The following is a 15001-nucleotide window of genomic DNA, read 5'->3' on the forward strand; positions in this document are numbered from 1 at the left end:
TAGAAGCAGCCATCCTTTAAAGAAAGCGTAATAGCTCACTGGTCTAGACAAGCCGGCCTGCGCCGAAAATGTACCGGGGCTCAAGCCACCCACCGAAGCTGCGGGTGCACGCAAGTGCGCGGTAGCGGAGCGTTGCCTAGGCCGATGAAGGGCACCCGTGAGGTTGCCTGGAGGTATGGCAAGTGAGAATGCTGACATGAGTAGCGACAAAGAGTGTGAGAAACACTCTCGCCGGAAGTCCAAGGGTTCCTGCGCACGGTTAATCCGCGCAGGGTGAGCCGGCCCCTAAGGCGAGGCCGAAAGGCGTAGTCGATGGGAACCTGGTTAATATTCCAGGGCCTGGCAGAGGTGACGAATCCCGAAGTGCGTACGGCCTTATCGGATTGGCCGTGCGCTGGAGGGGTTCCTGGAAACAGCCCTGCCGACAAGACCGTACCCGAAACCGACACAGGTGGACAGGTAGAGTATACCCAGGCGCTTGAGAGAATGGTGTTGAAGGAACTCGGCAAATTACCCTCGTAACTTCGGGAGAAGAGGGCCCCGTTCCTGCGCAAGCAGGGGCGGGGGGCACAGACCAGGGGGTGGCGACTGTTTACTAAAAACACAGGGCTCTGCGAAGTCTCGCATGACGACGTATAGGGTCTGACGCCTGCCCGGTGCCGGAAGGTTAAAGGGAGGGGTGCAAGCTCCGAACTGAAGCCCCGGTAAACGGCGGCCGTAACTATAACGGTCCTAAGGTAGCGAAATTCCTTGTCGGGTAAGTTCCGACCTGCACGAATGGCGTAACGACTTCCCCGCTGTCTCCAACACCAACTCAGCGAAATTGAATTCTCCGTGAAGATGCGGAGTACCCGCGGTCAGACGGAAAGACCCCGTGCACCTTTACTCCAGCTTTGCAGTGGTGCCAGGGTTCCCATGTGTAGGATAGGTGGGAGGCTTTGAAGCCAGGGCGCCAGCTCCGGTGGAGCCATCCTTGAAATACCACCCTTGGGATCTCTGGCATCTAACCGCGCTCCCTGAACCGGGAGCCGGGACCCTGCATGGCGGGGAGTTTGACTGGGGCGGTCGCCTCCCAAAGAGTAACGGAGGCGCGCGAAGGTTGGCTCAGAGCGGTCGGAAATCGCTCGACGAGTGCAATGGCATAAGCCAGCCTGACTGCGAGACCGACAAGTCGAGCAGAGACGAAAGTCGGCCATAGTGATCCGGTGGTCCCGCGTGGAAGGGCCATCGCTCAACGGATAAAAGGTACGCCGGGGATAACAGGCTGATCTCCCCCAAGAGTCCACATCGACGGGGAGGTTTGGCACCTCGATGTCGGCTCATCACATCCTGGGGCTGGAGCAGGTCCCAAGGGTTCGGCTGTTCGCCGATTAAAGTGGTACGTGAGCTGGGTTTAGAACGTCGTGAGACAGTTCGGTCCCTATCTGCCGTGGGTGTCGGAGTGCTGAGAGGCGCTGTCCCTAGTACGAGAGGACCGGGATGGACGCACCTCTGGTGTACCGGTTGTGGCGCCAGCCGCATCGCCGGGTAGCTAAGTGCGGACGGGATAACCGCTGAAAGCATCTAAGCGGGAAACCCCCCTCAAAACAAGCACTCCCCGAGAGCCGGGATAGACCATCCCGTCGATAGGAGGCGTGTGGAAGCGCGGCAACGCGTGAAGCTAAGCCTTACTAATCGCTCGATCGGCTTGATCCCTCGAGCCCCCTCCGGACGCCATGCGCAGCGGCAAGGCCGCAAGCGGCGGTCCACGAGAAACAATGCATCACTTCCGTCCAAGGTCACTTGAACTCATCCTCGACAGCCCGGCGCCCCTGCGCCTGGCCGACCTGGTGGTCATAGCGAGGGGCCCGCACCCGATCCCATCCCGAACTCGGCCGTGAAAACCCTCCGCGCCAATGGTACTACGTCTCAAGACGTGGGAGAGTAGGTCGCCGCCAGGTCCGCCAGTCGCAGACGCCCAGGGCAACACGATAGATCCAATACGATACGATCCAAACGACAAAGGGCGGGAAGCTTCAGGCTTCCCGCCCTTTTTGTCTGGTCATGCACCCTGCGTTCCGCTACCACCACGGCCAAACCGTTCAACATCATGATGGGGGAGGGCGCGTTTGTCGGCGCTGGCTTTCTTTGTGCGCGTAGTCAATCAGCTCAACGAATGGGTCGGGCGGGCGGTGTCGTGGCTCACCCTGGGCGTCGTGCTGGTCTGCTTCTCGGTTGTCGTACTCCGGTATGTCTTCAACATCGGCTTCATCTGGATGCAGGACATGTACGTCTGGCTCCATGCGGCCGCCTTCACCCTCGGCGCCGGCTACGCTCTCCTCCACGACCACCATGTCCGGGTCGATATCCTCTACCGGCCGGCCGGCGAGCGCTACAAGGCCTGGCTGAACCTGCTCGGCGTCCTCGTGCTCCTGCTCCCCTTCGTGACGCTCCTGGTCTATTGGGGCTGGGGTTACGTGATCCGCTCCTGGGAATTGCAGGAGCGCTCGCAGAATGTCGGCGGCATGCCGGGCCTCTTCATCGTCAAGAGCTGCCTGATCGGCTTCGCGGTGCTGGTCGGCTTGCAGGGGCTGTCCATGGCGGCCCGGAGCGTCCTGATCCTCACCGGCAACGCGGCGCTGCTGCCGGCCAGGGATCTGCCGCCCGCCGAAAACCTGGAAGGGGCGTGATCCCGTGGAGTCCCTCGACCCTGTCCTGATCGGCGAGATCCTCAGCGTCGCCATGTTCTTCGGCGTCATCGGCATCCTGCTGCTGGGTTTCCCCGTCGCCTTCACCCTGGCCGGAACCTCGCTGATCATCGCCGGCATCGGCTGGCTGCTGGACGCCTTCAATCCGGCGCTGTTCGGCACCCTGGCGTCGCGCTATGTCGGCGCCATGACCAACGAGGTGCTGGTCGCGGTGCCGCTGTTCGTTTTCATGGGCGTGATGCTCGAACGCTCCCGGATCGCCGAGCAGCTTCTGGTCACCATGGCGCAGCTGTTCGGCAGCCTGCGGGGAGGGCTCGGGCTGTCGGTCATCATGGTCGGCGCCCTCCTGGCCGCCTCGACCGGCATCGTCGGCGCTACCGTCGTGACCATGGGCCTGCTCAGCCTGCCGGCGATGCTGCGGGCCGGCTACGACCCGAAGCTGGCCTGCGGCATCATCTGCGCGTCCGGCACCCTCGGGCAGATCATTCCCCCCTCGACCGTCCTGATCTTCATGGGCGACATCCTTCAGGGGGCGAACGCCCAGGCCCAAATGGCGCTCGGCAACTTCGCGCCCAATCCAGTCTCGGTCGGCGACCTGTTCGTCGGGGCCTTCATCCCGGGCTTCATCCTGGTCGGCCTCTACATGGGGTGGACCATCCTCCTCGCGGTCGTGCGGCCCAAATCCGCCCCCGCCATGGTGATGTCGGCCGACGACCGGCGCGACCTGCCGAGGAACGTGGCCGTGGCGCTGATCCCGGCGCTGGCATTGATCGTGGCGGTGCTCGGATCGATCCTGGCCGGGATCGCCACGCCGACGGAGTCGGCGTCGGTCGGCGCGGTCGGCGCCATGCTCCTCGCCGCGGCGCGCCGGCAGTTCAGCTACGCGATCCTGCGCCACTGCATGATGGCGACCATGCAAATCACCTCGATGGTGTTCGTCATCCTGTTCGGCGCGTCCATGTTCGCCCTGGTCTTTCGGACGCTGGGAGGGGACGCCCTGCTGGAGGAGTTCTTGACGGCCCTGCCGGGCGGGGCCACCGGGGCGATGCTGTTCGTGATGGGGCTGATGTTCGTCCTGGGCTTCATCCTGGACACCTTCGAGATCATCTTCATCGTCATGCCGCTGACGGCGCCGATCCTGCTCCAGATGGGAGTCGATCCGGTCTGGCTCGGGGTCATGGTCGGCATCAACCTCCAGACCAGCTTCCTGACCCCGCCGGTGGGCTTCTCGCTGTTCTACCTGCGGAGCGTCGCGCCGCCATCGGTGGCGACGGGCCAGATCTATCGAGGCGTCATCCCGTTCGTCCTGCTCCAGATGGCCGGGCTGGCCCTGGTATGGTGGTTCCCGCAGCTTGCCACTTGGCTGCCCGGCATCGTCTTCGACTAGGAAGGAAGGTCGGTCAGACCCGGCGCAGGGCCACGATCGGGTCCAGCTTCGAGGCCTGCCACGCCGGATAGAGGCCGAAGATCACCCCGATCGCGCCGGCGCCCAGGAAGGCGCCGAGCGCGGTCAGCGGATCGACCGCCGGCCCGATCTCGGTCAGGGCATCGACCGCCAGGATCCCGCCGAAGCCCAGCAGCACGCCGAGCAAGCCGCTGACCAGCGCCAGCGCCGCGGCCTCGATCAGGAACTGGGACAGGATGTCGCGCCGGCCGGCGCCGACCGCCAGCCGCAGGCCGATCTCCGCGGTGCGCTCGGTGACGGACACCAGCATGATGTTCATGATGCCGATGCCGGCGATCAGAAGCGACAGCGCCGCGATTCCGATCAGCAGCACCGTGAGCATCCGGGCGGAGGCGGCGCGGGCTTCCGCCACTTCCGACAGGTTCCGGATGTCGAAATCGTCGGGCTCGTCGGGCATCAGGCCATGCCGCTGGCGCAGCAGCTCGCGCACCTCGGCGGTGGTCGCCTTCAGGCTCGCGGTGTCCCGGGCCTGGATCATCAGCGAGTTGACCGCCCCGGCGAACACCACCGACGGGTTGGCCTTCAGCCGCTCGACCTTTTGGAAACCGCTGGTCCCGGTGCCGTCGAACCGCTTCTTGCCGGTGATGGCGCTGACCGCCTGGACCTTGGGCGCCGGCTTGTTGTTCAGTCGCAGCCGCGCCGTCGTCAGGGGAACATAGACGACGTCGTCCTGGTCCCAGCCCTGGGCCGACTGGCCCTTGAGCCCCAGCACCCCGATCACCTGGAACGGCACGTTGCGCAGCCGGATCACCTGGCCGACCGGGTTCTCCCCCGGATCGAACAGCCGGGCCGCCACGGTCTGGCCGAGCAGCGCCACCTTGGCGACCGTCGCGTCGTCCTCCTCCGTGATGGGCCGCCCGGAAATCACCGGCCAGGAGCGGACGTCCAGGTAGCCGGCCGAGATGCCGTGCATGCGGGACCAGGAGTTCCTGTTGCCGTTGATCGACTGGCCGCTGCCCCACCACATGGCGCCGACTTCCCGCACCGACGGGATCTCGGCGCGGATCGCGACGCCGTCGTCCTCCGTCAGGAGCACGTTGGAATCGCCGCTCAGCCGGACGCCACCGGGGCCGATCCGCTGTCCGGGAACCACCATGATCAGGTTGGCGCCCAGGTTCTGGATCTGGGCGATCACCTTCTCCTGGGTGGCGGTGCCGATCGCCACCATCAGGATCACCGCGGCGATGCCGACGGCGATGCCGGTCATGGTCAGGATGCTGCGAAGCCGGTGCAGCCAGAGGGCGCGGATCGCCGTCCGGAGGGCCATCATGTTCATGAAGCGCTGTCCTCGATGACCTGCCCGTCGCGGAAGGCGATGCGCCGCGTCGCATGGTCCGCCACCCCGCGGTCGTGGGTGACCAGCACGATGGTGCGCCCCTCCTCGTTGAGCGACCGGAACAGCGCCAGGATCTCCTCCCCCGTGGCCTGGTCCAGCGCGCCGGTCGGCTCGTCGGCCAGCAGGATGCGCGGGTCGTTGACCAGCGACCGGGCGATGGCCACGCGCTGCTGCTGCCCGCCGGACAGCTCGGCCGGCCGGTGGTGCGCGCGCTCGGCCAGCCCCACGGCGGCGAGATGGCGGAGCGCCCGTTCCCGGCGCTCCCGCTTGCCCACATCCGTATAGGTGAGCGGCAACTCGACGTTCTCCAGCGCGGTGTGGGTCGGGAGTAGGTGAAAGCTCTGGAAGACGAAGCCCAGCTTGCCGTTGCGGATGCGGGCGCGCCGCGCCTCGGACAGGCTGCCGACCTCGTCCCCGTCGAGCCGGTAGTGCCCGTCGCTGGGGGTGTCCAGGCAGCCCAGGATGTTCATGAAGGTGGACTTGCCGGAGCCGGACGGCCCCATCACCGCGACATACTCCCCGGCCCCGATCGCCAGGCTGACGCCGCGGAGCGCGTGGACGGTCTGGCCGGCCATGCTGTAGGTCTTGGCCAGGTCGATGGTCTCCAGGAGCGGGCTCACGTGCCCGCCCCGGCGCGGCGGCCGACCACGACCTGCTGGCCCTCGCTGAGGTCGCCGCCGGTGATCTGGGTGAAGCCCAGGTCGGCGATCCCGGTGGAGACCGGCACGGCGGTGAAGGTGCCGGCCTTGTCGAGCACATAGACCTCCCCCCGGTTGGCCGGTTTCGGAACGCGAGGCTCCGTAGCCGGCGCTTGGCGGGGCGTGGGTTCCGCCGGGGCGGGCCGGAAGCGGAGCGCCGCGGAAGGAACCCGCAGCGCGTCCCGCTGCTCCGTCACCCTGATATCGACGGTGGCGGTCATGCCGGGATAGAGCTGGAGCGCGTCGTTGGACGCGGTGATGATCACCACGTAGGTCACGACGTTCTGGATCACCTGCGGCGCCTTGCGGACCTGGGACACCTCGCCCTCGAACCGCTGGCCGGGGAAGGCGGAGACCGTGAAGCCCACGGACTGGCCGGGCTGGACCGCGCCGATATCGGCCTCGTCCACGAAGGTCTCGACCTGGAGCCGGCGCAGGTCGCGGGCGATGGTGTAGAGCACCGGCGCCTCCAGGCTGGCGGCGACGGTCTGGCCGACATCCACGTTCCGTTCGATCACGACGCCGTCGATCGGCGAGCGGATCGTCGTCCGATCCAGGTCCACCCGGGCCTGGGCCAGCGCCGCCTCCCGCTGAGCCAGGGTCGCCCGGGCGACCAGCACCTCCGCCTCGGCCTCGCCGACCGAGGCGTCGGCCCCCTGGATCACGGTCGCCTGGGCCAGTTCCTCCGCCTCGGCCGCGGCGAGCGCCGCCCGGGCCTGGTCGAGGGCGCTGGCCGCGCGCTCCCGCTCCGCCACCGCGACGAAATCGGCGCGGCCCGAGGCGAAGGCGCGCTGCCGGTCCCGCCCGGCCTGGTCGGCGACCGACCGCGCGCTCAGCACCTTGGCCTTCAGCACCTGCTCGGTCGCCCGCGCGTTCTCCGCCTCCGCGCGGGCGCGGGCCAGCTTGGCGGTGGCCGCCGCGATGCCGGAGGCCGCGACGTCCCGTTCGGCGGTCGCTTCCGCGACTTCGGCGGCGAAGCCCGCGGGGTCGATCTGGGCGACCGTCTGGTCCCGGACCACCGTCGAGTTGAAATCCGCGTTGAGCGACTGTATGCGGCCCGACACGGCGGACCCGACCTGGACCAGCCCCACGGCGTTCAGGGTGCCGGTCGCCGAGATGGTCCTGACGATGGTCCCGCGATCGACCGTCGCCAGCTCCACGTCGGGAATGTCGTGCCGGTCCTCGTCAAGGGCCGCATAGCCGCCGACCGCCCCGGCCAGGACGGCGGCGCCGACGGCTATCCACACTACGACGGCACGTCCCACGCTCTCTTCCTCCGCCTGTTCAGGAGAGCATTATCCTGAAAGAACATGGCGTTGGCATGGCGGTGTCAAGGTATCGGGCCGGTCAAGGTGTCGCGGTCGCGGGCGCCTGGGTCAGGTCATCGAGTCCGAGGCGGAACCAGCCATCCGGCCCCAGTGCCTCCAGAGGTTGGAAGCGCGCCTTGTACGCCATCTTGCGGCTGTTGCGGATCCAGTAGCCGAGATAGACGTACGGGATGCCTTCGCCCAGCGACTGGGCAACCAGCGACAGGATCATGAAGGTCCCGAGGCTGCGCTTCTCCTGGTCGGCGTCGTAGAAGCTGTAGACCGCCGACAACCCGTCGCGCAGCCGGTCGGTCAGGATCGCGCCGACCAGCCGGTCGCGCCGGTCGCGGACCTCGAACAGGCAGGTCTCGGCGCGGCCCTCGTCCACCATGGCGCTGTAATCGCCCAGGCTCATCCGAGCCATGTCGCTGTCGCCGTGGCGTGACGACTGGTAGGCATGGAACAGCCGGAACTGCTCGTGCGTGGCGATCGCCGGCACCTCCGCGACGCTGAGGTCGGCATTGGCCTTCAGGATCTTGCGCATGCTGCGGCCGGGCTGGAAATCCGCCACGGGGATGCGGACCGGCACGCAGGCCGAACAGCCGGGGCAGACCGGCCGGTACACGATATCGTGGCTGCGCCGGAACCCGGCGCGGGACAGGGTCGAGTTGACTTCCGACGCGTAGGGGGTGCTGAGACGGGTGAACAGCTTCCGTTCGACCCGGCCGGGCAGGTAGGGGCACGGCATCGGGCCTGAACGGAAGAACTGCTGCAACGGCCGCGGAGGCGGCGGAATGACGGACATCGCTCCTGACCTATTGCTCCGCCATCGCCTCGGCCGGAACCGCGCCGAAGTAGGCCTTGCTGATTTCCGACGTCACGGCGTTCAGATGCAACTGCAACCAGTCCAGATACTCGTGCAGGCCGGTCCTGATCACGTCTTCCACCGTCCGGGAATGGAGCGCGGCCTGGACCTCGTCGACCCGTTCCATCGCCACGCTGCCCCCCTTCAACATATACCGCGATTTCAGCCTGACCAGCAATCCGTCGATCTGACGGACGCAGGTGGTGACCGACCGGGGGAAGCTCTCGTTGTAGAGCATGAAGCCGGCCACGGCCGCCGGGGTCATGCCGCGCGGGTAGACCCGGCGGAAGGCGTGGTAACCCGCCGCCGAGCGGAGCACCGCGTTCCACTGGCTGACGTCCAGGGCGGATCCGACGTCGTCGGAGACCGGCAGGAGGGTGTGGTACTTGATGTCGAGCAGGCGGGTGGTCTGGTCGGCGCGCTCCAGGTACTTGCCGAGCTGGTAGAAGTACCAGCCCTGGTCCCGGTAGAACGTGCCCTCGGTGATGCCGGTATGGGCCTGGCACGCCTCCTTCACCATGCTGCACAGCCGGGTCAGGTTGTGCGGCGCTATGTCGGACGGGCCGAGCGCCAGCAGCCGGTTGTAGAACACATTGATCTGCGTCCACATCTCCGTGCTGATCAGCGGCCGCAGGGTGCGGGCGTTCTCCCGCGCGGACCGCACCGCCGACACGATCGAGGTCGGGTTCTGCGTGTCGAGCACGTAGAAATTGACGACGTTCTGGGCCGTCGCGGACTGGTACCGGGCCAGGAAGCGCTTCTCGTCGGCGTTGAGCTGGACGATCGACATCCAGTTCTTGGCGCCGCGGGTATCGCGCGAGAAGGTTTCGTGGACGTCGAGGATGCGGGCGAGATTCTCGGCGCGCTCCATGTAGCGCGCCATCCAGAAAATGCACTCCGCGTAGCGGGCAAGCAGACTACTCAAGGACCCACGTGTCTTTCGACCCGCCCCCCTGCGAGGAGTTGACGATCAGCGTGCCCTTGCGGAGGGCGACGCGGGAGAGGCCGCCGGGAAGCACCCAGGTGCTGCGCCCGGTGATGGCGAACGGCCGGAGATCGACGTGCCGCGGCTCGACGCCGTCCTCCACCAGGGTCGGGCAGACCGACAGGGGGATCATCGGCTGGCTGATATAGTTGGCGGGATCCGCCAGCAGCTTGGCCCGGCAATCCTCCAGCTCCGCCTTGGTGGCGCGCGGCCCGATGGTGATGCCGTAGCCGCCGGCCTCGCCGACCGGCTTGACCACCAGCTCGGACAGCCTGTCCAGGGTCAGCGCCAGTCCTTCAGGCTCCCGGCAGATGTTCGTCTCGACGTTGGGGATGATCGCGTCCTGGTCCAGGTAATACTTGATCATGCGCGGGACGTAGCAATAGACCGCCTTGTCGTCCGCCACGCCGGTGCCGATCGCGTTGGCCAGGGTCACGTTGCCCTTGCGGTAGGCCTCCATGATGCCGGGCACGCCCAGGTGGCTGTCGGGCCGGAAGGCGAGGGGGTCGAGGAAGGCGTCGTCGACCCGGCGGTAGATGGTGTCCACCCGCGCCAGCCCGTTGGTCGTCTTCATGTAGACCCGGTCGTCGCGAACAACGAGGTCACGCCCTTCGACCAGCGGCACGCCCATCTCGCGCGCCAGGAAGATATGCTCGAAATAGGCCGAGTTGTACGAGCCCGGCGACAGCAGCACGACCTGGGGGTCCTGGATGTCGGCCGGCGCCACCTCGCACATGGCATCCAGCAGCTTGACGCCGTAATTGTCCACCGGCCGGATGCCGATGTCGCTGACCAGGTCGGGGAACGCGCGCATCATCATGTGCCGGTTCTCGACCACGTAGGACACGCCCGACGGCACGCGGGCATTGTCCTCCAGCACGCGGAAGATGCCCTGGCCGTCGCGCACCAGATCGACGCCCATGATGTGGACATAGGTATTGAACGGCACGTCGATGCCGATCATCTGCGGCCGGAAGTTCTGGTTGCCGGTGACCAGGTCGGCCGGGATGATCCCGTCCTTCAGGATCTTCTGGTCATGGTAGATGTCGTGGAGGAACAGGTTCAGCGCCGTGACGCGCTGGATGACGCCGGCTTCCACCGCGGCCCATTCCCGGGCCGAGATCACGCGCGGAATCACGTCGAAAGGCAGGATCCGGTCCACGGCGTCCTGGTCGGAATAGACCAGGAAGGTGATTCCGAGGTTGTAAAGCTCCCGCTCGGCATCCTTGGCCCGGCGCTGGAGGTCCGCGAAATCGAAACTGGAGAGACGCCCCCGGATCGCCGACGTATGCTCGGCCGGACTTCCCGGTCCGCCGAACAGCTCATCGAAGAATCCACCTGGGTCGTAGTTCGCGAGTAAGTCCGTGGGGACGGTACCGGATGGGTTCACGCTTGTTCCTCGGGGCTTGGACGCACGCAACGGGTGAAAGGCCCGCAGCCGAGCTGTTGTTCCCCGATTATGACCCGATTTTTTTCATATTGACCAGAGTTTCTAAACGGATTCTGCGACGCAGCAAAAGTGCCGCAACCAGCATCGGGAAATGCTGGGCGGGGCGGGCACAAGGTCGGCAGATGAAACCAAGCGCCCGCGCAAGAGAATGCACAGGAAATGTGCAAGACAAAAGAATGTGGCGCCGGGAGTGCGGAACCGGGCGGCGCCGCTCCGAACGGTCCGAGTCGGGGAACCTCGTCCGGCCCGCCAGCCTCGGCTTCCCGCGCCGGCGGTTCGGCGGCCGGCGGGGAAAGCCTCGGGGCGGGCCTGGATCGGTCTAGAGGACCGAGTCGACCCACTGGTACAGGGCGCCCTTCGGCAGGGCGCCGATCTTGGTGGCGGCGACCTTGCCGTCCTTGAACAGCATCAGCGTGGGAATGCCGCGCACGCCGAACTGGCCGGGGGTCTTGGGATTCTCGTCGATGTTCAGCTTGGCGACGGTGATCTTCTCGCCGTATTCGGTGGCCAGATCCTCCAGGGCGGGAGCGATCATCTTGCAGGGTCCGCACCATTCAGCCCAGAAATCGACCAGAACCGGGCCGGGCGCCTTGAGGACGTCAGACTCGAAGCTGGCGTCGGTGATCTTGGTGGTGCTCATGTTACCTCATCTTCGTCAATGGTGCGGCGGCCAGGACATCCGGCAGGGATGGTGGCGGCACCCTCGTCTTCGTTGAAATGTAGGGGTGCCCCGTGCCCCGGGTCAAGCAGCGGGGCGTTCCCCATTTCCGCATGTGTGGAATGCCCTGCCGGCGTGACGATTGTCACTGTGAAAATTCGCCGGGCGGGATTTCGTGCGGCTGGTCTCCTCCTCCGTCGGCGCGGGGTCACCGCGGAGCGGCGGCCGACACCCGGAAGGGCGGCACCGGCGCCGACGGGGCCGACAGAGAGGTGGAGCCGAACAGGGCGGTGGAGCCGAACGGGGCGCCCGTGGCGGGGGAGGTCACTATCGAACGGGCCGAAAGGTCACTATTCCGCCGGGGCGACGGCTTGGCGGCGGGCACGGGGCGGAACGGCACGGCGGCGCCGTTCGGCTTGGGCGGCGTCGGCGCGGACGGCTGGGCCGCCGGCTCCGCCGGGGCGGCGTGGCCGGCCTCTTCTTCCTCCGGGGGGCAGTCGTGGTTCTCCAGGTCGGCGTCGGGGTGGGGCCTGTCGCCGAGATAGTGGTGCGGGATGCGCTTGTCCTGGACCACGCCGCGGAGCTTGGTCCACAGATCGACGGCGCGCAGGGACAGCCCGATGCTCTTCCGCTCCACCGCCTCGTACATGATCGTCTTGACCAGGGCGGCCGCCTCGTCCAGGTCAGCCTGATGGCCGGCCCAGCGGTCGGCGCTGAGCTGGCCGACGCGGACCCGGATCTCCGGCTGGCCCATCAGGACGGCGCCACGCTGCTTGGCCCCTTTGGGCGAGTACCCCGCCCGCCGCGCCGCCTCGGCCGCGCCGACGCCGCAGGCCATGGCGCGGCAGAAGGCTTCCTGGCGGGGCGGCAGGATGATCACGGGCGGAGCGGAGGCGGCGGAGGTCGGGGGCTGCTGGTCGAGCATGGCTGGAGCGCCTTGGCCGGATGGGAACAATACGAGAACATTAGCTTTGATTCGCCGCTGATGCAAGGGATGGGGAGGGGGCGCGTCCCGCGCACCATGGCGGCGGCGGGGCGCCGGCCCTCGGCGTGGTTCCCGCTGACGTGGCGCTGAACCCCCTCACCCCGACCCTCTCCCCCAAGGGGGCGAGGGGGCGCCGCGTGGGAACCGTGCGCCGGATGTTCAAAGCCGTTCAGGACAGGCCGGAACCGGCCTGTCGAAAGCGATCCCGGCGCGCAAAGCTCCCTCGCCCCCATTGGGGGAGAGGGTTGGGGTGAGGGGGCGGGCGGATACCCGTGCAGGCCGTCCCCAGCGCGGCCAAATGTCGGCGCGGAGGTCGCTGCTCCCGGCGGCGGGGAGACTGCCGCCGGGAGCGTCGAGGCGGTCCCCGGAGGGACCCGGACTCAGGCGTTGGCGGCGGTCCCGTCGGGGGCGGTCAGCAGCGCCATGAGTTCGCGCCCGATGCTGGCCCTCTCCTTATTCAACCGGTCGATTTCCCGGTTGAAGGGGGTGAGGCCGGCGCGGTCCAACCAGTCCTTCTGACGGGCCTTGCGCTTCTTGTAGGCAGCGAGGCGGGCCTTGAACTGCCGCGTCAACTCCTCCCGGTTCTCGGGATTCAGGGTGACGGCCCGCAGGCGGTGTTCCTCCAGGTCGGCCTGCGAGAAGCGCGGCGGCATGTCGAGCGGCAGTCCGAGTTGCCTTATCTCCTCCGCCGTCCATTCCGGCCGGCCGACCTGCGGCTTGCCGCCGGACGGACCGCTCCGGTACATGGCCGGCACCGCCCTGTAAGCGGCGGCCCGGGTGGCTTCGGCATCGCGGAGCCGGAGACCGACGGCGCGGTACCGTTCCAGCACGGCGAACACGCCGGCCGGGAACGCCGCCGGCGCCGATCCGGGCGTGAGCCCCGCCGACGCCAGGGTGACCGGGGCCGCCGTGGCGACGGAGAACAAGAAACGACGCGAAACCGCGCCGGGTATGGTAAGGCTGCTTTCAGCCATGATGTGGTCCTCATAGTGTGCATCGTGGTCAGGCCGGGGCGGGGAGGTGCGAACTCTCCGGACCGGCCGCCCTGCCGCGATTGCGGAAGGTGGCGGGAGACTGGACCGAATACGGGCGCAGGTCAAGGCGATAGGCTGATTTCGGGAGTAACCCGGCGGGGATGCGCGGAGTGTGGTGTGTCGAGACAGCATTTGATCGCTTTTGTCGTCTTCGGTAGCGATCCATGGTCTGTTTCGGCTTGTCAAAGCGGTATTCAAAACCGGCATTCAAAATCGTCTTGACAGACTATCGGTTGTGGTGCGTACTGCCGTCTCGCTTGCGAGCGGTTCGATGCCGCCAAAAACCCCGGACCCGCTCGCAAGCCGCCAAGTGCTTGATATGGCACGCGGATCTTTGACATTGTGAAACGCATGCGGTGGAAAAACGCCGCTCCGGAACCCCCTCTCGCGACCCGCTCGAAATGGCGGCGACTCTGGTAGTGATATCAGTGGGTTATGGCGGGGGGGCTCTCCCGGGCAGAAATGCCTGGGCCTCATTGAAACCGTGCAGCCTTGTTCGCTTCTTTCTGTTCCGCCGATAGGGCCTCTCCCAGGCAGAAATGCCTGGGCGTCATTGAATCAAGACGAGATTGCCTCCGCGCATCATGACGGTTCCGATCCTCTCCCAGGCAGAAATGCCTGGGCCTCATTGAAACTTGGATTCAAGTTAGGTTTGGGTTCTGGTTCAGTTCTCTCCCGGGCAGAAATGCCTGGGCCTCATTGAAACAAAAAGAACAGTACGCCAGCGGCGGCGCATTGGCCCCTCTCCCGGGCAGAAATGCCTGGGCCTCATTGAAACGCCGCCTTCAGCACGAAATAATCGTGCAGCATTGGATCTCTCCCGGGCAGAAATGCCTGGGCCTCATTGAAACAGCATTCCGCCGATGTTGCGATGATCCATGACGATTCGGACTCTCCCGGGCAGAAATGCCTGGGCCTCATTGAAACAGCAGGTGGTCGATGTCGTCCATGACGATCAGCCGAGGCGCCCTCTCCCGGGCAAAAATGCCTGGGCCTCATTGAAACATCTGCGGAGTGATCGACGCCGAACTGGTGTGCTTGACTCTCCCAGGCAGAAATGCCTGGGCCTCATTGAGACACGCGCTGGCGGATCAGCAGCTTTCGGTGGGCGGGGCTCTCCCTGGCAGAAAGGACGGGACGGGGACCGAGCCAGCGCTGTGCCCGATCAGGTCGATCCGGCCGGGGGAGCCGGGACGACATCTGATCGCTTTTGTCGTCTTCGATAGCGATCCGTGGTCTGTGTCGGCTTGTCAAAGCGGTATTCAAAATCGTCTTGACAGACTATCGGTTGTGGTGCGTACTGCCGTCTCGCTTGCGAGCGGTTCGATACCGCCAAAAACCCCGGACCCGTTCGCAAGCCGCCAAGTGCTTGATATGGCACGCGGATCTTTGACATTGTGAAACTCATGCGGTCGAAAAACGCCGCTCCGGAACCCCCTCTCGCGACCCGCTCGAAATGGCGGCGAATCTGGTAGTGATATCAGTGGGTTATGGCAGGGGGCCTCTCCCGGGCAGAAATGCCTGGGCCTCA

At 66.4% G+C, this 15001-nt stretch carries 11 protein-coding genes and 2 rRNA genes (1 of these 13 cut by a window edge); 4 read left to right on the forward strand and 9 right to left on the reverse strand.

The features are described 5' to 3' along the window. The 4 genes from JL100_RS07880 to JL100_RS07895 all read left to right on the forward strand — a co-directional run. A 23S ribosomal RNA gene (locus JL100_RS07880) occupies positions 1 to 1695 on the forward strand (it extends 1048 nt beyond the left edge of the window). A gap of 130 nt (positions 1696 to 1825) precedes the next feature. Then, positions 1826 to 1940: ribosomal RNA gene (rrf, locus tag JL100_RS07885) — 5S ribosomal RNA — on the forward strand. Between the two features lie 189 nt (positions 1941 to 2129). Continuing rightward, positions 2130 to 2669: a TRAP transporter small permease subunit gene (locus tag JL100_RS07890; RefSeq protein WP_228421130.1), complete on the forward strand. Its 540-nt coding sequence runs from the start codon at positions 2130 to 2132 to the stop codon at positions 2667 to 2669. A 52-nt stretch (positions 2670 to 2721) separates the two neighbouring features. Continuing rightward, entirely contained in the window at positions 2722 to 4074 is a 1353-nt protein-coding gene (locus JL100_RS07895; RefSeq protein WP_202682603.1) for a TRAP transporter large permease, read from the forward strand. A gap of 13 nt (positions 4075 to 4087) precedes the next feature. Here the strand turns inward: JL100_RS07895 and JL100_RS07900 are convergent, their stop codons facing one another. The 9 genes from JL100_RS07900 to JL100_RS07940 all read right to left on the reverse strand — a co-directional run bounded on the left by JL100_RS07900 (position 4088) and on the right by JL100_RS07940 (position 13410). Beyond that, on the reverse strand, positions 4088 to 5428 hold the full coding sequence (locus JL100_RS07900; RefSeq protein WP_202682582.1) for an ABC transporter permease: 1341 nt from the start codon (positions 5426 to 5428) through the stop codon (positions 4088 to 4090). Next, the gene (locus JL100_RS07905; protein ID WP_228421131.1) at positions 5425 to 6108 is read right to left on the reverse strand and encodes an ABC transporter ATP-binding protein; all 684 of its coding nucleotides are present in this window, start codon (positions 6106 to 6108) and stop codon (positions 5425 to 5427) included. Before JL100_RS07905 ends, JL100_RS07900 begins: the two co-directional genes overlap by 4 nt. Then, a complete protein-coding gene (locus tag JL100_RS07910) occupies positions 6105 to 7451 on the reverse strand; it encodes an efflux RND transporter periplasmic adaptor subunit (RefSeq protein WP_202682581.1) in 1347 nt (448 codons plus the stop codon). Before JL100_RS07910 ends, JL100_RS07905 begins: the two co-directional genes overlap by 4 nt. 82 nt (positions 7452 to 7533) lie before the next feature. Beyond that, the gene (locus JL100_RS07915; protein ID WP_202682580.1) at positions 7534 to 8298 is read right to left on the reverse strand and encodes an arginyltransferase; all 765 of its coding nucleotides are present in this window, start codon (positions 8296 to 8298) and stop codon (positions 7534 to 7536) included. A 10-nt stretch (positions 8299 to 8308) separates the two neighbouring features. Further along, positions 8309 to 9283, reverse strand: coding sequence for an alpha-E domain-containing protein (locus JL100_RS07920; protein ID WP_202682579.1), 975 nt, complete (start codon positions 9281 to 9283; stop codon positions 8309 to 8311). Next, on the reverse strand, positions 9276 to 10733 hold the full coding sequence (locus JL100_RS07925; protein ID WP_202682578.1) for a circularly permuted type 2 ATP-grasp protein: 1458 nt from the start codon (positions 10731 to 10733) through the stop codon (positions 9276 to 9278). The genes JL100_RS07920 and JL100_RS07925 overlap by 8 nt, the downstream gene beginning before the upstream one ends. A 379-nt stretch (positions 10734 to 11112) precedes the next feature. After that, a complete protein-coding gene (trxA, locus tag JL100_RS07930) occupies positions 11113 to 11433 on the reverse strand; it encodes a thioredoxin TrxA (protein ID WP_158044606.1) in 321 nt (106 codons plus the stop codon). A 226-nt stretch (positions 11434 to 11659) separates the two neighbouring features. After that, a complete protein-coding gene (locus tag JL100_RS07935; RefSeq protein ID WP_202682577.1) occupies positions 11660 to 12376 on the reverse strand; it encodes a terminase small subunit in 717 nt (238 codons plus the stop codon). Between the two features lie 440 nt (positions 12377 to 12816). After that, positions 12817 to 13410, reverse strand: coding sequence for a hypothetical protein (locus JL100_RS07940; RefSeq protein ID WP_202682576.1), 594 nt, complete (start codon positions 13408 to 13410; stop codon positions 12817 to 12819). Positions 13411 to 15001 lie beyond the last annotated feature (1591 nt).

It is taken from the genome of Skermanella mucosa, from assembly GCF_016765655.2.
In the GTDB taxonomy this organism is placed as follows: domain Bacteria; phylum Pseudomonadota; class Alphaproteobacteria; order Azospirillales; family Azospirillaceae; genus Skermanella; species Skermanella mucosa.

What these genes read in the sequence shown, in the direction of transcription:
- JL100_RS07895 (WP_202682603.1), top strand. Translation starts at nt 2,722, where the DNA reads ATGTTCTTCGGCGTCATCGGCATCCTGCTGCTGGGTTTCCCCGTCGCC.
- JL100_RS07940 (WP_202682576.1), bottom strand. Translation starts at nt 13,410, where the DNA reads ATGGCTGAAAGCAGCCTTACCATACCCGGCGCGGTTTCGCGTCGTTTC.
- trxA (WP_158044606.1), bottom strand. Translation starts at nt 11,433, where the DNA reads ATGAGCACCACCAAGATCACCGACGCCAGCTTCGAGTCTGACGTCCTC.
- JL100_RS07900 (WP_202682582.1), bottom strand. Translation starts at nt 5,428, where the DNA reads ATGAACATGATGGCCCTCCGGACGGCGATCCGCGCCCTCTGGCTGCAC.
- JL100_RS07915 (WP_202682580.1), bottom strand. Translation starts at nt 8,298, where the DNA reads ATGTCCGTCATTCCGCCGCCTCCGCGGCCGTTGCAGCAGTTCTTCCGT.
- JL100_RS07935 (WP_202682577.1), bottom strand. Translation starts at nt 12,376, where the DNA reads ATGCTCGACCAGCAGCCCCCGACCTCCGCCGCCTCCGCTCCGCCCGTG.